10 protein-coding genes and 1 pseudogene are annotated in these 22,798 nt (G+C 50.3%); 10 read left to right on the plus strand and 1 reads right to left on the minus strand.

Annotation, left to right across the window (positions count from 1 at the left end; genetic code table 11):
* Nucleotide 1: 1 nt before the first annotated feature.
* Entirely contained in the window at nucleotides 2-943 is a 942-nt protein-coding gene (locus OIM03_01795) for a nucleotide sugar dehydrogenase (protein ID HJI73006.1), read from the minus strand.
* Nucleotides 944-1,650: 707 nt separating this feature from the next.
* Between OIM03_01795 and OIM03_01800 the strand changes: the two genes are divergently transcribed.
* The 10 genes and pseudogenes from OIM03_01800 (at nucleotide 1,651) to OIM03_01845 (ending at nucleotide 21,449) form a co-directional block, all read left to right on the plus strand.
* Entirely contained in the window at nucleotides 1,651-3,075 is a 1,425-nt protein-coding gene (locus tag OIM03_01800; GenBank protein HJI73007.1) for a YadA-like family protein, read from the plus strand.
* Between the two features lie 2,126 nt (nucleotides 3,076-5,201).
* Nucleotides 5,202-5,711, plus strand: coding sequence for a hypothetical protein (locus OIM03_01805; GenBank protein HJI73008.1), 510 nt, complete (start codon nucleotides 5,202-5,204; stop codon nucleotides 5,709-5,711).
* Between the two features lie 15 nt (nucleotides 5,712-5,726).
* A complete protein-coding gene (locus OIM03_01810; protein ID HJI73009.1) occupies nucleotides 5,727-6,104 on the plus strand; it encodes a hypothetical protein in 378 nt (125 codons plus the stop codon).
* A gap of 896 nt (nucleotides 6,105-7,000) precedes the next feature.
* Nucleotides 7,001-7,255: pseudogene (locus tag OIM03_01815) on the plus strand (S-layer protein).
* Between the two features lie 528 nt (nucleotides 7,256-7,783).
* Nucleotides 7,784-8,422, plus strand: a complete 639-nt coding sequence (locus OIM03_01820) for a YadA-like family protein (protein HJI73010.1) — start codon at nucleotides 7,784-7,786, stop codon at nucleotides 8,420-8,422.
* Between the two features lie 1,184 nt (nucleotides 8,423-9,606).
* Nucleotides 9,607-11,868, plus strand: a complete 2,262-nt coding sequence (locus OIM03_01825; protein ID HJI73011.1) for a hypothetical protein — start codon at nucleotides 9,607-9,609, stop codon at nucleotides 11,866-11,868.
* Nucleotides 11,869-11,982: 114 nt separating this feature from the next.
* Nucleotides 11,983-12,993, plus strand: a complete 1,011-nt coding sequence (locus tag OIM03_01830) for a YadA-like family protein (GenBank protein HJI73012.1) — start codon at nucleotides 11,983-11,985, stop codon at nucleotides 12,991-12,993.
* Nucleotides 12,994-14,215: 1,222 nt separating this feature from the next.
* Nucleotides 14,216-17,308: a YadA-like family protein gene (locus OIM03_01835; protein ID HJI73013.1), complete on the plus strand. Its 3,093-nt coding sequence runs from the start codon at nucleotides 14,216-14,218 to the stop codon at nucleotides 17,306-17,308.
* Nucleotides 17,309-17,822: 514 nt separating this feature from the next.
* Nucleotides 17,823-19,619 carry a YadA-like family protein gene (locus tag OIM03_01840; GenBank protein HJI73014.1) on the plus strand — a complete coding sequence of 599 codons (1,797 nt, stop codon included), beginning with the start codon at nucleotides 17,823-17,825 and terminating at the stop codon, nucleotides 19,617-19,619.
* A gap of 327 nt (nucleotides 19,620-19,946) precedes the next feature.
* Nucleotides 19,947-21,449: a YadA-like family protein gene (locus tag OIM03_01845; protein HJI73015.1), complete on the plus strand. Its 1,503-nt coding sequence runs from the start codon at nucleotides 19,947-19,949 to the stop codon at nucleotides 21,447-21,449.
* Nucleotides 21,450-22,798: the final 1,349 nt, after the last annotated feature.

Raw genomic sequence — 22,798 nt, forward strand, 5'->3', positions numbered from 1 at the left:
TTTACATGGCATAAGAATGACCTCCTAATATATTTATGATATTATTCTGTCTTTCTTGTTGAATCATACCAGATTTCCTTGTCTCGTTGGAATCGACGACGGCGCGGATCATGGTTTCCGGGATGCCTTCGAAGTTCGAGAGGAGCTGGCGGGTATCCTTTGGCAGGCAGTATCCGCCGTAACTGAAGGACGGGTTGTTGTAGAAGTCGCCGATTCTGGGGTCGTAGCCCATGCCTTTGATGATGTCGGCGGTCTTCAGGCCCTTTTCTTCGGCATAGGTGTCGATTTCATTGAAGTAGGCGACGCGGATGGCGAGGAAGGTGTTGGAGAAGAGTTTGATGGACTCTGCTTCGGAAGATCCTGTGATGAGGACCGGGATATTCTCGCGGACGGCGCCTTCCTGTTCCAGGGCTGCGAATTTTTCTGCTTCGGGGCGGAGGGCTTCTTTGCCTTTCGGGATCCCGACGATGATGCGGGACGGGTAGAGGTTGTCGTAGAGAGCTTTGCCTTCACGGAGGAATTCCGGTGCGAAGAGGATGGAAAGGTCAGGATAGACGGCAGAAATTTCCTGGGTGTATCCGATCGGAATGGTGGATTTGATGATGACGATGGCCTTGGAGCCGACGCGCTGGATCTGGGAGAGGATGGCTTCGACGGCCGATGTGTCGAAGTGGTTCGTCTCCGTGTCGTAGTTCGTCGGAGCGGCGATGACGATCAGGTCCGCGTCCCTGTATGCGCTGTCGCCGTCCATGGTGGCGGTGAGGTCGAGATCCTTATGCGCCAGGTAGTCTTCGATGTAATCGTCGACGATCGGGGATTCCTTCCTGTTGACCATATCCACTTTTTCCTGGATGACGTCCACGGCAGTGACCTTATGGTGCTGGGAAAGGAGGATGGCATTGGAGAGGCCGACGTAGCCTGTGCCTGCAATTGCGATTTTCATGGTGAGCCCTCTTTCTGAAGAAATTATCCCTTTTATTATACACTCTTTTCTGGCCTTTAGTCATGGGAAATCGGGTGGAAATGATTAGGTTTTAATGCTTATGCAAGAAGAGGGGGGACCTTATGAAATACTGCGATTTTATCTAAATAAAAAATTGGTTTATACTATAGATGGCAGGAGATGCAAACAAAGTGCATCTATCAGCGCATCCTTCCCGGGTCAGGCGCCCTGCCGAAGGACCGCCCCGCGGCCGGACAGTTAAACTTACGTTTTCACTCCCCGGTCCGCTGCGGGACCATCCATATTGCCCGTCTGCTCCCTCCCTGGATGAACCTTCCGCCTTGACGGCTGCGTCTCCATACCGTGCAGCCCGTAATCCCGGCTGCAGACGGGTGTGCCATCGTCCCACTCTCCATCATGGACGACGGCGGTGAAAAAGACTTCTGGTTTCCGACTAGGAGTCTTTTTTGCTGGGATTTTTGGAGATGGCACAAAAATCATGCACAAGGATGGAATGCTGTCCTGAAACTTATATAAGTTAGGAAAAACCCTATCGATTCTTACTATTTCTCTTAGGGGTCTTATTTAATTTATACTGATAGCAAGATAGAGAAATTTCCATAAACAGAAAGGCGGAAATTTCCTTCATTCTGTTCAGGCTTTACTTCGGGGGAAGAAAGTCCATTCAAAAATCGGGGGGATTTTTCATGACAAAAGAAACCAGTTCCAGAAAACAGCATTTCCGGAAAGGCGCCGCTGCAGCTTTGGCAGCTCTTCTTCTTTCCACATCGGCCTATGCCATGGCAGCCGCTCCATCTGTTACCGCAGGAAGCGGGGTCAACAGCATCGTCATCGCAACCGAGACAGCCTCTGCGGATGGCCAGGATTCCATTGCGATCGGCAATGATTCCAAGTCTTCCAATGACCAGACCGTCGCTGTCGGCGATACGAGCGAGGCCAGCGGAAGAAAGGCCGTCGCCATTGGCTACAAGGCTTCCGCAACGGACGATCATGCCGTCGCTGTCGGATCCATGGCTGCCGCATCGAGCACCCGTACAACGGCTGTCGGACTTCTGAGCCAAGCGTCGGGAGCCCGCTCTACCGCTCTCGGCTCTCAGGCCCATGCCGATGTGGAGCAGGGCGTGGCTATCGGCTATGCCAGTGTTTCCGACCGGGCAGGAAATTCTTCCAATGGCTATGACCCGGTCACAAATGCTTCTTCTACGAGCAGCAATATGACCTGGAAGGGCACTTACGGGGCAGCGTCCGTGGGTAATTCGGGCGAAACCCGTCAGATCACTTATGTGGCGGCAGGGGAGAAGGATACGGATGCTGTCAACGTGGCACAACTGAAGAAACTCCGCACGTACGCGACCTATCAGGAAGGCGACGGTGTCACCATCACGGATAACTCCGATGGCAGCCATCAGATCTCGGTTGCCAAAGGAACCATGGATCAGATTAATACAAATACGTCTGATATTGCTTCGAACAAGGACAGCATCGACAAGAATACGAAAGACATCGCTGCAAACAAGGACAATATCGACAAGAACACGAAGGACATCGCTTCGAACAAGGACAGCATCGATAAGAACACGAAAGACATTGCGACGAACAAAGACAATATCAGCAAGAATGCCGCTGATATTTCAGTCAATAAGGACAATATCGCACAGAATGCCCGCGACATCCGCGGCCTGAACAGGGAAGTCCGTCAGGTCGGCGCAGGCGCAGCCGCTCTGGCCGGTCTCCATCCGGTCGACTTCGATCCGGACAGCAAGTGGAATGTGGCCGTTTCCGGCGGTTCCTACAAAGACCAGCAGGCCCTTGCTCTCGGCGCATTCTATCATCCAAACGACGATACCCTCTTCTCCGTAGGAAGCACACTCGGCAACGATGACAACATGGTCACCGTGGGCGCCTCCTTCAAACTGGGAAGCAAGGGAAATATCGAAAAGATCAACCCGTCTCAGGCTGCTAAGGAAATCACCAGCCTGAAGAAAGAAGTCGCTGAACTCAAAGCGGAAAATAAGGAACAGAGCGAAACACTCGCCGCACAGCAGAAACAGCTCGCCAGACAGGAAATCCTGATTCAGAAACTCATGGCAAAGACCGGAGTGACGGAATAAGGGAAAACGCCTGAGAGGAAGATTTTTCCAGATTTCCCTTCTCTTGGGCTTTCCATAATATGGACATCCAAAGGCGTTGCCATACGCCGCCCCTCAGCTTACACGTAAAGGATGGACCATATGCAAAGAGAAGAAGGCTCCCGGACAGGGGGTCTTTTTCGTTGGAGTTCTGATACTTCTGATATCCATGAAATTGATGTTACTAATCAGATTCTGTTATAAGTAAGTGAGGAAAGATCATAAGATACGCATATGAAATAACGGACTCATTCACGAATATTTCTATAATCTGCTGAAAGAAGACCGCAAAACGAGTGTCTGTCTTTAGGGAAAACAGGGAATTAGTATCTGATTTTTGGAGAAACAAGTGTATTTTTACAGCTGAAAAGAGGAGACCTATCGCAGGAATGCATAAGAACGGGAAGAGCTAGAACGATTCATCCAACCTATAATAAAAGTATAAACTTCTTATTTCTTATTAGTATTTCTTATAATTTTGCTTTTATTATATATTGAAGTCAAAGAACGGGAGATTTAAATACGCTGATAATTGGTAAAGATCTTTCATCAGGGCAGATCCGAGGAGACTGGGGAGTTTCCAGGGAGCGGCCGAAGGTCCTGCATCAGCATCCCGATCAAGCAGTGGTCCGGGGGACGGACGTGAATTTTCTTTCGGGGGAAAGGGAATCACCGTAACCACTGCGGCGATATACTCGCAAGCCGCCAGGGGGGCTCTTACGATTTTGAAAAGTTTTCAAAGCACCTTTTTTCGCAGCGAACGCCAGGCAAGGAAGTCCGTCTTCTTCCCCGCGTTTGACTGCGATTTTTGTTTTTAACGGCAGAGCGCCAGCCCAGGCTGACCGGCTGCCAGCATGTACCGGGAACTTTCTAAGGAAATTTCCCATTCATCCCATACGGGAATCAGCATCGCATGAGGGGGCACATCTATCTCCAAACTCCAACCTTCCCCTCTCATCGGGCATTCCATATAGTTCGTCATGACCTTCCCAATTAAAGACCGGTCCGACCCCCTTCCCATACTAGTCGGATGGCCGCATGACGGACAGTCGAAAGGCAGAACCTGCTATTCAGGCCTATTCGAGTGAAAAGGACTTCTCTCGTCAAGGAAGTCCTTTTTGCGTGGGAAGGGGAGGCACGTTCGATAATATCCATCAGCATCGCAGCGGAAGGTTTTGACCTGCCCCAGCGGGGTGGATCCAGCCTATCCTTATACTGATGCTGGTGAAAGGGGTGCAGTTCTACGAGCGCAGCGAGGTAGTATGGTTTTGAACTTGACCTTGCCCTGGAAGGGAAGGTGCCCGACCTCAAATTCTGATGTCGGGCGGATGAGTTGCATTTCCTCAGCCGTAGGCTGGTTTTGTGGTTTTTAAAGGTACATTTTCTAAAAGGGTCGGATAGGATTGATTTCTTCAGCCGCAGGCTGGTTGTCTGATGTTTCAATGCACGAATCCCATCCATTTCCTTTATATCCTCTTTTATCTTATCTATTTCCTTTATCACTCCATCGAGGAATCACATAAGATACACGTACAGCGGGGCGAATGTGTCCATGAAGTTTTCTATATGTTCTTAAAAGAAGAGTGCACCTGCTATTGAGTGTTTCTCATGAGACCGGGTTATTTTTCACAAAAAGTGCCTAATCCAATCGCAGAACGATGAGCAGCATATAACGAAATAGAATAGGGCATACAGTTTGCCCTGATTTCCTTGATACCTATAACAAAAGTGCCGACCTCTTATCCCTGACTCGTATTCCTCTTAATATCGTAATTACTATATATTTAAGACAAGAATGGGAGATTTGAAGCGCGCGTTTGAGGGGAATTCTCTATCAACGAATGGGCCGGTCTGGAACCAGGGAATTTCAGGCGGCTCATGGAGCTTATCACTGGCAAACGCGGCGCCCCGATCCGGCAGTACGCCTTGAAAGGACTCTTTCGGGGGAAAGGGTCCATGGCGGCTGCTTAATTTGGAAAGGTATCGTTTGTGGACCGCCGGGGGGATGTATTATGATTTCGAAGAGTAGTTTTAATGCACGTTTTTCGGGACGCAGCAGATGTCAAGGGAAAAAGGTACGCCTTTTCCTTGCTTCTGTCTGCGCCTTTTTGCTTTGTACGAGTGCGGCGCTGCCTGCGCAGGCTGCACCGGCCAATGATATCGTCCAAGGCCAGGGGGCATTTATCTATTATGGCATGGATCCGGATACCCGCCCGAAGGGCATGAGTATCGCCATTGGAAATAATGCGAAGATCGATCTGGGCACACGAACGGAGGAGGCACTCCTTTCCTTCGGATATGGCAAGGAGAGAGGCAAAGATGATGACAGATTTGGTTACACCATAGCTGACAACACGGAAGCGAAGGAAAATCTTCCGGAAGGAATTGCCATCGGCACGAATTCTTTCGCAAGGGCAGGATCGATTGAAATCGGCGCGCATAATCTGGGAGCGGATGTGGAGATCGGGGATACAAAGGGATCGGAATTCAGCACGTACGGCTTCAGTCCTGCAGCCGGCAGGCAGCTAGGCGTGGCCTCGACGACGGTTGGCACGAATTCGTATGCAAACGGCATGTTCACGACGACCTATGGCAGCTACAATGTGCAGTCGAGCTAGTATCAGGAACTCCATATGATTGATACCATTTTTGATGGATATAAGAATGCGTTTGGCACTGTCGTCGGTTCCTTGAACTCCAATGAATCGATGGCTGCCTTTCCTCATTCCGGCGCGGAAAACTCCATCATCGGGACGGGAAACCGTGTCAATAACAGCAGCGGAACCATTACCATCGGCACGGGCAATGAGGTGAAAAATACATGGGGAGTCACTTCGGCAACGATGATTCTGAGTCAGCCGCTTGATTCTCCCAAAGCCATGCAGGATGCAATCATTGACGGAGCCAGGAAATACCCGGGCGGCGCTGTCATGGCCATCGGCAATGGGAACAAGGTCGACAGCGTGTCCTTTGCCAGATCCTTGGTACGGGGAATGAGCTTAAAGGCGTAAACGGCCTCTTTGATGGCGACAAGTATGTCATGATCGACGGATACAACAATAGTTTCACGAGAGCAAACAATACGACGGTCATCGGAACGGGCAGCAAGGGAAGCTATGTAACCAAGACCATCGTATTGGGAGATAATGCCAACGTGACAAACGTTACCGGCGATGTCATGATCGGCGATACAAACAGCGCTTCTTATGTCAATTCCTCTCTGGTGGCAGGCGCTAAGAATACCATCACCGGGGAGGCTGGTAAACCAAGCGCATCCAACATCTTGACCGGTGAAGGAAATACAGCATCCGCCGTGCAGCATGTTTCTGCCATCGGGTCGGGGAATACCGTCAACAATACGGCAACGGCTCAGATTTTCGGCGATACGAACAGCAATAGTTATCAAGTCTATTCACAGATGATTGGCTCAGACAATACACTGACCGGCACGGCAGATGTGAAGGGAGCATACAACCAGCTTATCGGTTCAAGAAATAAAGCTTCCAGTGCGCAGCATCTCCTGGCGGCAGGCACCGGAAATACCATCACCAATACCAGCAGAGTGCAGGTCTTTGGCGACACAAACAGTGCATCGAATACGGATTTGTCGCAGATGATCGGTGCGAATAATGTTTTGTCCAACACGGCTGGCATGGCACAAAACACAAACGATATCCAGATCGGTTATGGTAATTCAGCCATCAATGTGCAGAAGGTTTCCGAAATTGGTTCGTCTAATAAGGTCTATAATGCAACAATGTCACAGGTCATCGGTGACAACAGGTATCTTACCGGCGCTGACCGTTCCGTCGTCATCGGGTCGGCAGACAGCAATGCGACGCAGATGACAAGCGATGATATCGTCGCCATCGGTTACAATTCCTATGCGACCGTTGCAGGCGGTGCAGCCTTCGGTTCGGGCTCCGTAGCAGGTACGGCAGCTGGTTATGCAGGCTATGATCCGCTGACAAATCTTCTTTCCCTGAATACATCCCCGGCCTGGAAATCGACAAGGGGCGCCGTTTCCGTCGGCGACGTTTCCAAAGGCATCACCCGTCAGATCACGGGCGTGGCAGCCGGCACGCAGGATACCGATGCCGTCAACGTGGCACAGCTGAAGAAGGTCGTCTTCGCCCAGCAGAATGCGACGCAGCCAAATATCAAGGCAGGGAACGGCATCCAGGTCATCAAGACATCTGACGGCACGTACACCATCAGCGCGAATATCACCGGTACCACATCTGAGACGGGCCATACATCTGCCAGCGTAGGAAATACGACTGCCGCAGGCACGAATACGAAAACAGCAGTCACGACGCATTCCAACCTGGCTGCTCAAGACACAGCAGGCACTGCAGGTACAGGAAATACAGGAACGTCGAGTGCCAATTCCGGCGGAACGACGATTCTTCCAATTACCCCGGACAGCAATACGAGCGTCGAGAATGGTGAAGTCGTCGTGATCAAGAACGTTACGGACCCGACTAATTTCAAGGCAGACGACGGGAACAGCGCATCGATTTCCCCGAAGGGCACACTCTCGATTCTTGGGGACAGCACGAATACGGAAACCAGTATTTCCGGCGATTCGCTGAAAGTAACGCTCAAGAAAGACATCACCGTCGACAGCGTCAAAGCAGGAAACACTACCATCAATAACGATGGCGTCACCATAAAAGGCGGCCCGTCCATGACAGCAGGCGGCATCAATGCAGGCGGCAGGAAAGTGACAAACGTCGCACCTGGAGAGATTTCCGCATCGTCCACGGACGCCGTCAACGGCTCGCAGATTCATGAACTCAAGGGCAGCATTACCAATAACACGACCCACCTGACCCAGCTCGACAACCGCGTGGGCGACCTCGATCACCGCGTCAACGAAGTCGGCGCAGGTGCAGCCGCTCTGGCGGGCCTCCATCCGGTCGACTATGATCCGGACAGCAAGTGGAACGTCGCCGTCTCCGGTGGTTCCTACAAAGACCAGCAGGCCCTCGCCCTCGGCGCTTTCTATCATCCAAATGACGACACGCTCCTCTCCTTGGGAACGACCGTAGGTTACAACGACAACATGGTTACCGTCGGCGCCTCCTTCAAAGTAGGAAGCAAAGGAAATATCAGAAAGATCAATCCATTTCAGGCCGCTAAGGAAATTACCAGCCCGAAGAAAGAAGTCGCCGCGCAGAATGTAAGACTTGCTGAGCAGGATGAGAAACTCGCTGCCCAGGACGAGAAAATCACAGCGCAGGACCGCAGAATCGAAAAACTCGAGGCCATGCTTGAAAAACAGCAGACCCTCATCCAGGAACTTTCCGAGAAAGTCTCCCGCTGATCCCGCAAGGGAATCCGCTTCGCTGAGAGGGCACTTATACAAACTCCAACCTTCCCCTCTCACCGGGCATTCCATATAGTCCGTCATGACCTTCCCAATTCATCCACTCCGACCCCTTCCCATACCAGTCGGATGGCTGCATGACGGGCACGAAGGCTCACCTGTCCTTCGGGCAAAAAAGGACTTCTATCGTCAGAGAAGTCCTTTTTGCGTGGGGGAATGGGGGAAGATGGGAAAGATGTGCGATGATGCTTCGTCTTTTTAGAGAATGCACCTCTTTCGGCTGGCTTGGTTTCTTCATTCGGGAAGGGGGATTAACGCCCTTGAATAATCCTCCTTCCTCATTTACTCATGCATATTCATTTATGCATGACTTTTTTACTTTTGCCCTTTTACCGGAATAAAGAAGAAGGAGGCAAAAAAGACGAAATATACTCGATAAATACGTAGTATATTCATTGATTTTACGCGAAACGTCTTAAAAACGGCTGATTTTTTTGAAAAAAGTTTCGGTACTCTTTTTCTGAAAAGGCACGATGGGGGCTATGCTGCATTTATGATTTATCCAAGTCTATCCGAATTCTAAAATGTCTAAAGTCTGCAGTTATCAAACATAATTTTTTCGCTGAGTAATAAAACACCCGTCTTATTGAGAAAAATAGATGATTTTGGACGGTGGTATTGAGAAAAGTTAAACGCCAGGAAATGATTTTTTGATTTTATTTCAAACCATGCTTATAAATTATAAAATCATCATCAATAAGCATAATTGATAAGTTTTAAAGCATATCGAAGAAAATATAGATATAAAGTATACTCTATTGACTTATTTTGCCGAAAAATATATACTAAATGCAAGGAAAGGATTTGAAGCATAGTAAACGTATCGAATTGTGAGGCTGGGGAGCCTCGCAATGGGGATGAATCATCGTTTGATTTTCAACAGCGGGGGCTGCGTCGAAAAGGAGAGTCATTGAAGATGCCGCTCAAATTCTAAGTTTCCAGAAAGGAAGGTATCTCGCCTGATTGGGCGGACCGGGGGTAGAAAAATGAAGACGGGGAAGGACGCAAAGGTTAGTGCATCCGGGGGATGCAGGTATTTTCACGGGGGAAGCCGTTTGCGCCGGGCAGGAATGAGAGCAGCTCTGGCGGTTGCTCTCATTTTGTGTGCCGGAGGATGGAATATGGCAGAGGCCGCACCGGCCAATGATATCCTTCAAGGCAACGGGACATTTATCTATTATGGCATGGATCCGTATAATATCCGCCCGAAGGGCATGAGTATCGCCATTGGTAATAATGCGAAGATCCATCTGGACGCAGGAACGGAAGATGCACTCCTTTCCTTCGGATATGAAGCGGTGAAAGGCAAAGATGATGACAGATTTGGTTACACCATAGCTGACAACACGGAAGCAAAGGAAAATCTGCCGGAAGGAATTGCCATCGGCACGAATTCTTTCGCAAGAACAGGATCGATTGAAATCGGCGCGCATAATCTGGGAGCAGATGTGGAGATCGGGGATACGAAGGGATCGGATTTCAGCACGTACGGCTTCCGCCCTGCAGCCGGCAGGCAGCTAGGCGTGGCTTCGACGACGGTCGGCACGAATTCATATGCAAACGGCATGTTCACGACGACATATGGCAGCTACAATGTGCAGTCTAGCCAGTACCAGGAACTCCATGAGATCGATACCATTTTTAATGGATATAAGAATGCGTTTGGCACTGTCGTCGGTTCCTTGAACTCCAATGAATCGATTACTGCCTTCCCTCATTCCGGCGCTGAAAACTCCATCATCGGGACAGGAAACCGTGTCAATAACAGCAGCGGTTCCATTGCCATCGGTACGGGCAATGAGGTGAAAAATACATGGGGAGCAACTGCGGTAACGAATATTCTGAGTAAGCCGCTTGAATCTCCCAAAGCTATGCAGGATGCGATCATCGCAGGAACCAAGGAAAATCCAGGCGGCGCTGTCATGGCCATCGGCAATGGGAACAAGGTCGACAGCGTGTCGTTTGCCCAGATTCTTGGTACGGGGAATGAACTGAAAGGCAAAGTCGATTTCTTTAGCGGTGACAAGTATGTCATGATCGACGGGTACAACAATAGTTTCACGAGAGCAGACAATACGACGGTCATCGGAACGGCAAACAAGGGAAGCTATGTAACCAAGACCATTGTGATGGGAGATAATGCCAATGTGGAGAACGTTACCGGCGATGTCATGATCGGCGATACGAACAGCGCTTCTTATGTCAATTCCTCTCTGGTGGCAGGTGCTAAGAATACCATCACCGGGACATCAGGAACGCCAAGCGCATCCAATATCCTGGCCGGCGTGGGAAATACGGCCTCTGCTGTGCAGCATGTCTCTGCCATCGGCTCTGGAAATACGGTAACGAATGTGCAGCATGCTTCTGCCATCGGTTCCGGGAATATTGTCACCAATGCAAGCGCTGCGCAGGTTTTCGGGGATGATAACAAGAACAGTTATACAAATACATCCCTGGTGACAGGCGTGAAGAATACGCTTTCCGGCACCGAAGAAACGACGAGCACTTACAATATCGTAAGCGGCGCGGAAAATACAGCGACGAGCGTGCAGCATGTTTCTGCTATCGGTTCTGGCAATACCGTCAATACGACTCTGTCGACGCAGATCCTTGGTGATACGAACAGCGTCAGTCTTACGAACTTATCCCAGGTGATCGGCAACAATAATAAGGTCTCCGGGTCAGCAGAAAAGCAGAGCGCATTCAATCTGATCGCCGGCGGGACAAATACAGCTTCCAATGTGCTGTATACGACAGTGCTTGGCACGATAAACACGGCTTCTAATACAAGTATGTCGCAGGTTTCCGGTTACTCGAACCGCGTAACGAATGCGGACTTCTCTCAGGTAAGCGGCGCAAATAATATACTCCTGGGACTTGCCACTAAGCAGAGTGCCAATAACGTCCTGAACGGCTACAAAAATACAGCCGTCAATATCCAGCATGTTTCTGCCATCGGTTCACTGAATACAGTTTACAATTCGACAGCGACTCAGCTGATCGGCGATAACCGTTATCTCTCCGGCGCTGATCGTTCCGTCGTCATCGGATCGGCAGACAGCAATGAAGTGCATATGACAAGCGATGATATCGTCGCTGTCGGTTACAATTCCTATGCGACCGTCGCAGGCGGTGCAGCCTTCGGCTCGGAATCTGTCGCAAACACAGTGGCCGGTTACGCAGGCTATGATCCGCTGACAAATCTCGTTTCCATGAACACCACTCCGACCTGGAAAGCAACGAGGAGTGCTGTTTCCGTCGGCGATGCAGCGAACGGCATCACCCGTCAGATCACTGGCGTCGCTGCCGGCACGCAGGATACCGATGCCGTCAACGTAGCACAGCTGAAGAAAGTCGTCTTCGCGCAGCAGAATGCGAACTAGACAGAAATCAAGGCAGGCAACGGCATCCAGGTCATCAAGACAGCTGATGGCGTCTATACCATCAGCGCAAACATTACAGGCAGTGCCTCCACGACGGGCCAGACAACGACCAGCGTGGGAACAGCAGCCGCGGCTTCCACAAGTGAAAGCACAGAAGGGACTGGCTCAGGTACAGCATCTCCTGTTTCCAGAATGGCCCTGACCACGAGCAGTACATCTGCAGCAGGGACTCGGAACACCAATAGCAGAAACTTTGGCACGACGGTCCTTCCGACGACTCCCGATAATGAAGCAGGTGTCCAGAACGGCGATGTCATCGTTATCCAGAACGAAACAGAAGCCACCAACTTCACGGCCGACGACGGAAACACAGCAGCAGTTTCCCCGAACGGCACACTCTCCATCTTAGGGGACAGCAAGAATACAACTACCACAGTTTCCGGAACGACCTTAAGCGTCGCTCTGAAAGATGATATTTCCGTAACAAGCGTTACGACTGGAAATACGAAGATTGATACGACGGGCGTCACTATCCAGAACGGGCCGTCCATGACAAGTACAGGCATCGATGCCGGCAGCAAAGTCGTCAAGAACGTTGCCAATGGCGAAGTGTCCGAATCTTCCACAGACGCTGTCAACGGCTCCCAGCTCTATGCCGTCAAGAATGATATCAGCAATCAGGGAAATCATCTGACCCAGATTGATAACCGCATCGGCAAACTCGACAGCCGCATCAATAAGGCAGGCGCCAATGCAGCAGCGCTCGCCGCTCTCCATCCGCTCGACTTCGATCCGGACGACAAATGGAACTTTGCGGCCGGCGTAGGCCACTACCATGACGCCAACGCCGCAGCCGTCGGAGCCTTCTACCGCCCGAACGAAGACGTCATGCTCAGCATCGGCGCAGGCTTCGGCAACGGAGAGAACATGCTGAACGCAGGCATTCCCTTCCATGTAGGACAGGGAAAGAACAGCTACCCGACCTCCAGGAAAGCCATGGCAAAGACCATTGATAACCTGAACAAGACCGTCGCAGCACAGAATGAAAAGATCGAAAAACTCGAGGCCATGCTCGAAAAACAGCAGGCCATGATCGACAAGATGGCTGAAAAAATCGGCCAGTAAATCAGAGGAATGAGTCCGGAGCCAAATCTTCCATATCTATCTCCACTCAATCCTCCGGACCTTCCATATAGTTCATCCGCACTTCCCGACTTTGCTGAAACCCATCATCCTTCCAAATACTACGGTAAAGCATACGGATGAACAGAAGCGCCCACAGCACTTCAGCGCAAAAAGGACTTCCGACGCCTAAGGAAGTCCTTTTTGCGTGGGGGGATTTAGGAAGCGGCGATAGCGGTGAAGGCCGCCCCTGTCAGGGGAAGGTCCGGCCGGATGGCCGGGAAAGGGGTTCATCTCTGGCGGATGAAGTCCGGTTGTTTGGTTTTTAATCCTGACCTGGGCTTAGTGATATTGCAGCGCTGTTCACCTCTAAGACACCGTTTTTCCTGAATCTATTGGGATTCTTAAGGTCAACATTACTCATTTCTTCATGCATGGGCGTTTATATATGACTTTTTTACCAATGACGTTTTAGCGAACGAAAGGTACGGAATGTGCCGATGGCAGCATATATGCGGCAGGAGCGGAAGAAATTCAGCGATTTTATGCGAAATATCGTCTGGTTGAGGAAATTTTTTCAAAAAAGTTCTGGTACTCTTTTTCTCAGAGAGGGGCATGCAGGGTATGCCCTATTTATATTTCGACAAAATATATCGAAATTATAAAATATCTAAAATTCGAAGTTATTAAACATAATATTTTCCAGGAGTAAGAAAATAGTGCCTTATTGAGAAAATTAGATACTTTTGGAGGGGCGTAATTGAGAAAAGTTAAACATACAAAATTGAATTTTTGATTCTATTGAGAATGCAGCCAATCAATTCTAACATCGTCAACGATAAGCAAAAGCGATAAGTTTAAGGCCAAATCAAAGAAAATATCGATATATCTCATAGATGATTGACTTTATTCGATAGAGTTCTATATAATATAGACATGAAAGGGGTTAAATGCATGTAGGACAAGTTCGATCATGAGACTGGGGAGTCTCGTGATGGGATGGATGGTTGTTTAACTTTTCACAGCGGGGGCTGCGTCGAGAGGGAGAGTTAGTATGACAGGGGCTCCGCTCAAATTCTAAATTCCAAGACGGAAGGTGATCTGCCTGATTGGGCAGACCGGGGGTAGAAAAATGAAAACGGGGAAAGACGCAAGAGTTAGTGTTTCCGGGGGACATTGTTTCCACGGGGGAAGTTGTTTACGCCGGGCAGGAATGAGGGCAGCGATGGCTGTTGCTCTTATTCTGTGCGCCGGAGGATGGATTCCAGCGCAAGCTGCAAGTACCAATGACATCGTCCAGGGTGAAGGGGCCAAAGTGGCCTATGATATCAGTCCTGGCAATGATGGGGCAAACATCGCGGTCGGAAACGACGCGCATGTATTCATTGGCGGCGGCACGCAGGAATCCGTTTTGTCTTTTGGCTATGAAGCAGATACGACTTACACAGATTTTGGATTTTTTAAACTTCCGACCGGTTTGAATATTCATTCAAATACCGCCGCTAAGGAAGCGCTGCCAGAAGGAATCGCTGTCGGCACCAATGCGTATGCAAGAACGGGATCGATTGAAATCGGTGCGCATACGCTGGGCGATGTTGCCATCGGGGATACGACCGGATCCAGTTTCCTTGGAAATGTGCAGAATACAGGAACGGCAGCGGCTAAACAGCTTGGCGTCGCATCTACGACAGTCGGCACGAATTCTTATTCCAATGGCATGTTCACGACGACGTATGGCAGCTACAACGTGCAGTCCAGCCCATATGAAGCTGGCGGCGGAATTGATACCATTACGAACGGCAGCAAGAATGCCTTTGCGACTGTCGTCGGTACATTGAACTCCAATGAATCATGGGCGGGCGATACCTATTCCGGAGTGGCGAACTCGATTGTCGGTGTCGCAAACCGCGTCAATAACAGCAACGGCGCCATTGTCATGGGATCCGGCAACCAGGTACAGAATTCAGTTGGCAGTGTCTACTCGATGGACTCAACAACGAAATTTGATTCTGTAAAGGCGATGCAGGATGCCATCATCAACGGCACAACTGAAACAGCCGGCGGTGCCACGCTGGCCCTGGGCGGTGCAAACAGTGCGAATTATACAGCTTCGTCCCAGCTGATTGGCGTTAGGAACGTGCTGACCGGCACGGAAGATACAGCGAGCGCGTACAATATGCTCGATGGCGTAGGAAATACGGCTTCCAATGTACAGCATGTGTCCGCTATCGGTTCGGAAAACACCATTACCGGTACAACGACGGCTCAGATTTTCGGTGATACGAATACGGTTTCCTATTCACAGGAGGTTTCCTCCGTCGGCTCAGAAAATACCTTCAACATTGCAACTGCCACTCAGGTCCTTGGCGATACGAACAGTGTAAGTTATGCCAGCCTATCGCAGGTCATCGGCAACAATAATACGCTCACCGGGACGACAGAAAAGCAGAGTTCATTCAACCTGATCGCCGGCGAGACAAATACAGCTTCCAATGTGCAGTATGTTACATTGACCGGCTCAGTCAATAAGCTGGAGAATACAGATAAATCAGTGATTTCTGGCTATTCGAACAATGTAAAGTATGCAAGCCTGTCTCAGGTGACCGGCGCGAACAATGCGCTCCTTGGTTTAGCAACCACGCAAAGCTCCAATAATATCGTGAGCGGTTATAGAAATATAGCATCTGGTGTGCAGAATGTCACTTCCGTAGGTTCAGCTAATACTGTTATTTCTTCAAAAATGACACAGGTCATCGGCGACAACAGGTACCTCTTAGGTGCTGATCATGCTGTCGTCATCGGTTCGGCAGACAGCAATGCAACGCAAATGAAGAGTGATGACATCGTCGCTGTCGGTTACAATTCTTATGCGACTGTCGCAGGCGGCGCAGCTTTCGGCTCGGAATCTGTCGCAAACACAGTGGCCGGTTATGCAGGCTATGATCCGCTGACAAATCTTGTTTCCATGAATACCACTCCGACCTGGAAAGCAACGAGGGGTGCTGTTTCCGTCGGTGATGCAGCGAACGGCATCACTCGTCAGATCACAGGCGTCGCTGCCGGCACGCAGGATACCGATGCCGTCAACGTAGCACAGCTGAAGAAAGTCGTCTTCGCGCAGCAGAATGCGAACCAGAACCAGACCGAAATCAAGGCTGGCAACGGCATCCAGGTCATCAAGACCGCTGACGGCACGTATACGATCAGCGCGAACATTACCGGCTGCGTATCCCCGACGGGCCAGACATCGGCCAGCGTGGGAACGACTGATACGACGAGTGCAGCAACAGAATCCACGACAGATTCCACAAGCAGTTCCACCAGCACGACACCGGTTTCCAAACTGGCTGTCTCGAAACTGGCAGTCACAACACTGGCAGCGGATGAGACGAGCTCCGGCACTTCAGAAGGCTCTGGTACGTCTTCTGGCACGAATGCAGGCGGATCGACAATTCTTCCGGTGACTCCGGATGAAAATACCACCGTTCTGAACGGTGACGCTGTCGTCATCAGAAACGTAACAGATGCGACCAATTTCACGGCTGATGACGGAAATACCGCAGCGATTTCCCCGACCGGCACCCTCTCCATTCTGGGAGATGGAACCAATACAGAAACTTCTATTTCCGGCGATACCGTCAAAGTGGCGTTGAAAGATGACATCACTGTCAATAGCGTCACCATCAAGAACGGTCCGTCCATGACGACGAGCGGCATCGATGCAGGAAGTAAGAAGATCACCAACGTAGCCAATGGCACCGTGGCAGAAGGCTCGACGGATGCCGTCAACGGCGGCCAGCTCTATGAAGTGAAGAACATGGTCAGCGATAATGACAGCCGTATTGCTCAGATGGACAACCGCATCGGCAGCCTTGGCCACCGCATCAACAAGGCCGGCGCGAATGCAGCCGCACTTGCCGCACTCCATCCTATCGATTATGATCCGGATGATAAATGGAATTTTGCAGCCGGCGTAGGCCACTACCATGACGCCAACGCCGCAGCCATCGGCGCCTTCTACCGTCCGAATGAAGATATCATGTTCAGCGTCGGAGCCGGCTTCGGCAATGGCGAGAACATGCTGAACGCAGGCATTTCCTTCCATGTAGGACAGGGCAAGAACACCTATCCGACATCCAGGAAAATCATGGCAAAGACCATCGACAGCCTGAACAAGACCGTCGCAGCCCAGAGCGAAAAACTGGCCGCTCAGGATGCGAAGATCATATCCCAGGATGAAAAGATTGAAAAACTCGAGGCTATGCTTGAAAAACAGCAGGCCATGATCGAGAATATGGCAAAACAGCTCGGTCAGTAAAACAGGGAAAGAGTCCGGAGTCAAAATCTTCCATGTCTATCTCCACACGACCCTCCGGACCTTCCATATATTCCATCCGCACCTTCCCAAAACCAGCCCGTCGCCGTCTTCCTTCCATACACGGCAAGGCAGTTTACGGATGGACAGAAGCGCCCACAGCACTTCAAAAAAGGACTTCCAACGCCTACGGAAGTCCTTTTTGCGTGGGGAAATGGGGGATTTCCATCCAGATGCGTCCCATATTCTTCTAATTTCCTCTATCCAAATCGAACTTATACAATTTAAACAAATTCTTATTGTATAAGAATATTTCTATTTCGAATTAATTAAAATTATAATTTAGGCATACAATTTTGAAAATGCATATATGTTTCCTAAAAGGAAGTCCGGGAGGCCGCAGCAGGCGGCCGGGGAAAAGGAAGCCCGTGGCCTGGCATTTTCAGAAGTTTCAGCTCTGCGATGCCTTCGGGGGAAGGCGTTGCATGAAGGTATTTTTTTACGGGGGAAAAAGAATATGGCAAATTGGAAATTCAGTCAGATTTCAGCAAAGAGACAGGCAAAGAAACCGGGTCTCCTTTTAAAGGCTGCTGTCACAGCGGCTCTGGCGGCAGGGGTACTTTTCTCTGCGCCGTCTTTCGCATCTGCGGCTCCGGCTGTGACAAGCGGCAATGGGGACAGCAGCATCAGCATCGGAAACAACGTGACGACACCGAGCGGCGTGGGTAATGTTACCGTCGTTGGCGAAGGAGCTGTCGACAGCACCGAGCACGGCGACGGATCGAATGCGACGGCTTTCGGTGCGAATACGACAACATCCGAGAACGGCACGGCTGTCGGCAATAAGGCAGCTGCCACCTGGCAGGGGACGACGGCCATCGGCGCTGAATCGACAACAGCTTCCACCAATGCAACGGCTATCGGCTATCAGGCCAACGCAGAATATTCAGGTTCTGTCGCAGCCGGATACAAGGCGCATGCAGGAAACTCCATGACGGTCGCAGTAGGCCAGGAATCGACGGCTTCCGGTTCATTCGCTACAGCAGTCGGCTATCAGGCAAGTGCAACAGGCGGCTATTCGCAGGCCACCGGATTCATGTCTCAGGCAACAGGAGGGGGATCTGCCGCGTATGGTTACAATGCACAGGCAACCGGGGCTTCTTCCGCTGCGTATGGTTACAATGCAAAGGCAGCCGGCATGAGTTCCTCAGCGTATGGCGAGAGCGCGCAGGCAGCAGAAGGAGGATCCTCTGCGTTTGGCACTTCTTCAGCGGCACTGGCTCAGGATAGCACAGCAATCGGCCGTGCTTCCCACGCTACGGTCATTGGCGGCGTTGCCATCGGAGCCGGCAGTACGGCAAGTACAGAAGCTGGAGCAATAGGTTATGATGCAGCAACAGGAAGCGCTTCCACGAAATCCACCGCAGCATGGAAAAGCGGACGCGGCGCTGTATCCGTAGGCGATGCATACGTCACCCGTCAGATTACGGGTCTTGCTGCCGGCACGCAGGATACGGATGCTGTCAACGTAGCCCAGCTCAAGAGCCTTCGCACCTATTCCACTTACAGCGAAGGCGACGGCGTCACTATCACGGATAACGCCGACGGCAGTCATAAGATCTCGATTGCCAAAGGCACCATGGATCAGATCAATAAAAACACGTCTGACATTGCAACGAACAAGGGCAATATCGACAAGAATACGAAAGACATTGCGACGAACAAAGACAGCATCGACAAGAACACGAAAGACATCGAAACAAACAAGGATAATATCGACAAGAACGCATCCAATATTGAAACGAACAAAAACAATATTGCAACGAACGCTGCCAACATCGAGACGAACAGAAGCAACATCGCAACGAATGCGGCTAACATTGAAACCAACAGACAGAACATCAGCCGCTTAGGCCATGAAGTTCGTCAGGTCGGTGCAGGTGCCGCCGCTCTGGCAGGCCTCCATCCGGTCGACTTCGATCCGGACAGCAAGTGGAATGTCGCCGTTTCCGGCGGTTCCTACAAAGACCAGCAGGCCCTCGCCCTCGGTGCCTTCTACCATCCGAACGATGACACCCTCCTCTCCGTAGGAAGCACGCTTGGCAACAACGACAACATGGTCACCGTAGGTGCCTCCTTCAAACTGGGAAGCAAGGGAAATATTGAAAAGATCAATCCGTCTGAAGCTGCCAAGGAAATCACCGAGCTGAAGAAACAGGTCGCTGAACTGAAAGCAGACTACCAGCAGCAGAAGGAAATCAACGAACAGCAGCAGAAACTCATCGAAAAACTCGTCGCAAAAGTCGGCGTATAACAATAAAAAAGCCTGACTCTGAACAAAGGAAAAGCAGAAAGGCCTCCCAAGTGCGCGGGAGGCTTTTTTGCGTGGTATTTATCTATTTACCATTTCCAAAAACTTATCAAATCCGGGCAGAAAACCTATAGTATACATGTATTTCTGTTTCGAATGTTCTAAAACTATAATTATTATAAGAAATCGAAAACAAGCATATACTTCTGCCAAAGCGGCAGAAGATTGATGTAGGCGGCAGGAAAGGCTGCCGTGTTTTCGTCTTTTGCAGGCAGCGGCGTCCTTCGGGGGAAGGCAAGACCGCATTTATTTTTCGGGGGAAAATTAAATATGATGAACTGGAGAACGAATCAGGTTTCCGAAAAGAGACCGGCCAAAAAGCCGGGTCTCCTTTTAAAGACGGCTGTTGTCGCAGCTCTTCTTTTTTCTACAGCGGCTGTGTCCATGGCGGCTGATCCGGCTGTGACAGCAGGGAAAGGATCGGGCAGTATCGTTATTTCTGCGGGAACGGCGACGGCGGATGGATCGAATGCCATTGCCATCGGCACGAATGCCAGGGCTCCGGGCGCGAACAGCACTGTCATCGGAAACGGAGCCAGCACGATTTCTTCGTATTCGACGGTTGTAGGTTCCGGCGCATCTGTAACGGGCCAGAATGGTTCTGCTTTTGGTGATGGAAGCAGCGCAGTCAGCTGGGCGACAGCCCTTGGTAATTCGGCCAATGCATCAGGACGCGGCGCTATTGCCATCGGTAATGGTGCCAGTGCATCCGGCATCGATTCCCTGGCGACCAATATCCATTCTTCGGCAAAAGGAGATCATTCCATTGCTATCGGCTATGCATCTAAAACGGATGCTTCCTTTACTTCTTCTGTCGGACCTTATGCCTCTACCTCTGGCTATTGTGCCACCGCTCTGGGCGCAGTCAGCGAAGCAAGCGGCGCAGACTCCACGGCTTTGGGACGGGCTGCTAATGCTTCCGTTGAAAGCGGCGTTGCCATCGGAAGCTACAGCAAAGCTGACAGGGAAGGCGGCTCTTCCATTGGTTATGATCCCGTCACTGGAACAAATTCTACGGAAACAAGTGAGACGTGGCAGGGCGTCCTTGGCGCGGCTTCCATCGGCTCGGCGAGAAGAGGCACCCGTCAGCTCACTTATGTAGCAGCCGGTGAGAAGGATACTGATGCCGTCAACGTTGCCCAGCTCAAGAATCTCCGCACGTATGCGACCTATACGGAAGGCAATGGCATCATCATCACCGATCAGGCAGACGGAAGCCATCAGGTAGCCGTCAAGAAAGACGTCCTCGATCAGATCGACACCAATAAAAACAACATTGCTATCAATACGACGAATATCGCGCAGAATGCGCAGGACATCCGGAGTCTGAACAGGGAAGTCCGCAAGGTAGGTGCAGGAGCAGCCGCTCTGGCAGGCCTCCACCCGGTCGACTTCGATCCGGACAGCAAGTGGAATGTCGCCGTTTCCGGCGGTTCCTACAAAGACCAGCAGGCTCTTGCCCTCGGCGCTTTCTACCATCCAAATGACGATACACTCCTTTCCCTCGGTACGACCGTAGGCTACAACGACAACATGGTCACCATCGGCGCTTCCTTCAAAGTCGGTGAAAGAGGAAATGTAAAGAAGGTCTACCCACGTGAAGCAGCCAAAGAACTGACAAGCCTCAAAAAACACGTCGCTGAACAGGACAAGGAACTGGCCTCTCAGGATCAGAGGATCGGCCAGCTCGAAACCATGCTCAAAGAACAGAAGGAAATCAACGAAAAACAGCAGCAGATCATCGCAAAGCTCGCTGCGAAAGCTGGGATTTGATAGTAAAGAGAAAAGCCTCCTGAATAAGGGGGCTTTTTGCGTGGGAAATGAGGAAGATTCAGGAAGCGGCACTAGCGGTGGAGGCCGTCCCCGTCTGGGAAGGCGAGTCTAAAAGAATGCAGTTTCCTCCATCTTCCCCTCCCATTCCCAATATCGTTTGCTTTTTTCATAGGTCCGTGATTTCTTCTATCAATCCCTCTCGTTTCATAGGTTGCAGGATATACATGAGTTTTAGTCGATGGTATTCACCTAAATGAAAATGGGGACTTTGGCCTGATTTTTTGATGAAGCCCGGTAAAGACGAGCCTAAGATACATAGACTTTACGCGAAATGTCTAATTCTAATTGAGATTTCTATAAAAATGGTTCGGTACTCTTATTTTTATAAATACGCATATAGAATATGCTGCATTTAGAAATATCAAGGAAATCTTTCAAACTATAACGTGGATGCTGGTTTTTATTCTAAAACATAATTTCAAAATAGATTTAAAAAGCCGTGTCATTTTGATAAAGCCGTATACTTTCCGACCGTTTATCCAGAATAAAGTCAAACAAAATAATTCAAATTTTTGACTTTATTGAGAATGGAGATTTTATTTCTAACATGCGTATTCTTGCATGGAAATGATGAAAAAGGGGCAGATTTAAATCAAATATTAATGTAAGGTATATCATATTGACTGTTTTTGTAAAGAAAATGTATACTTAGTATCAACGAAGTGTCAAAACATGGCCTTGCTGCTTATCCCGGGGGAAAGCGGCGGGGGCGGGCCGTGTCAAGCAAAGACATGCCGACTGTTTCCTGCCAGCGGGTTTCGTTAGTCAGCAGGAGAACATCCACAAATCGTCCGCGGCGTGCATCGGGGGATGCGCCGCGCGGGGGACGGTTCCTGCAGAATGAGAGCACCTGTCATGGAAGCTCTTGTTCTATGCAGCGGATGGAAGATGACATGATGAAATGGCGAAAGCGCATTTCTTGAAATAGAAAAACTGGTACAGGGAATGAGTCCAATGAACCCAGCGGCGATCCTCGCTGGATTTAACGGGCATTCCATAAAGTCCATCCCTATCTGCCGGGCGGGGTCTTCGCTTCACTTCCCTTCTCGAAGGCGGAGACGCGGCCGGGAGAACCTCCCCCAGGGCTGGACAGCAAAGGTGCCTGCAACACACCTTAAAAAGGACTTCCTACGCCTGCGGAAGTCCTTTTTACATGGCGTCTTTTTTGCATCCCTGCACATGCGTTTTAGTTATTTTGTTAATATCGCACATTCAAACACCTTGACAAAAGAGTCCTGCTACTATTAAATAATAGAAAGAAATAAAGTGGATATATGGAACCGGAGCGA

The sequence above is a fragment of the Veillonellaceae bacterium genome (assembly GCA_025992895.1).
Lineage (GTDB): Bacteria > Bacillota > Negativicutes > Veillonellales > Dialisteraceae > Dialister.

Bases quoted from the DNA above. Each gene is read 5' to 3' on its own strand.
- OIM03_01795 (HJI73006.1), bottom strand. From the start codon at position 943: ATGAAAATCGCAATTGCAGGCACAGGCTACGTCGGCCTCTCCAATGCC.
- OIM03_01800 (HJI73007.1), top strand. From the start codon at position 1,651: ATGACAAAAGAAACCAGTTCCAGAAAACAGCATTTCCGGAAAGGCGCC.
- OIM03_01810 (HJI73009.1), top strand. From the start codon at position 5,727: ATGATTGATACCATTTTTGATGGATATAAGAATGCGTTTGGCACTGTC.
- OIM03_01820 (HJI73010.1), top strand. From the start codon at position 7,784: ATGACAGCAGGCGGCATCAATGCAGGCGGCAGGAAAGTGACAAACGTC.
- OIM03_01825 (HJI73011.1), top strand. From the start codon at position 9,607: ATGGCAGAGGCCGCACCGGCCAATGATATCCTTCAAGGCAACGGGACA.
- OIM03_01835 (HJI73013.1), top strand. From the start codon at position 14,216: ATGGCTGTTGCTCTTATTCTGTGCGCCGGAGGATGGATTCCAGCGCAA.
- OIM03_01840 (HJI73014.1), top strand. From the start codon at position 17,823: ATGGCAAATTGGAAATTCAGTCAGATTTCAGCAAAGAGACAGGCAAAG.
- OIM03_01845 (HJI73015.1), top strand. From the start codon at position 19,947: ATGATGAACTGGAGAACGAATCAGGTTTCCGAAAAGAGACCGGCCAAA.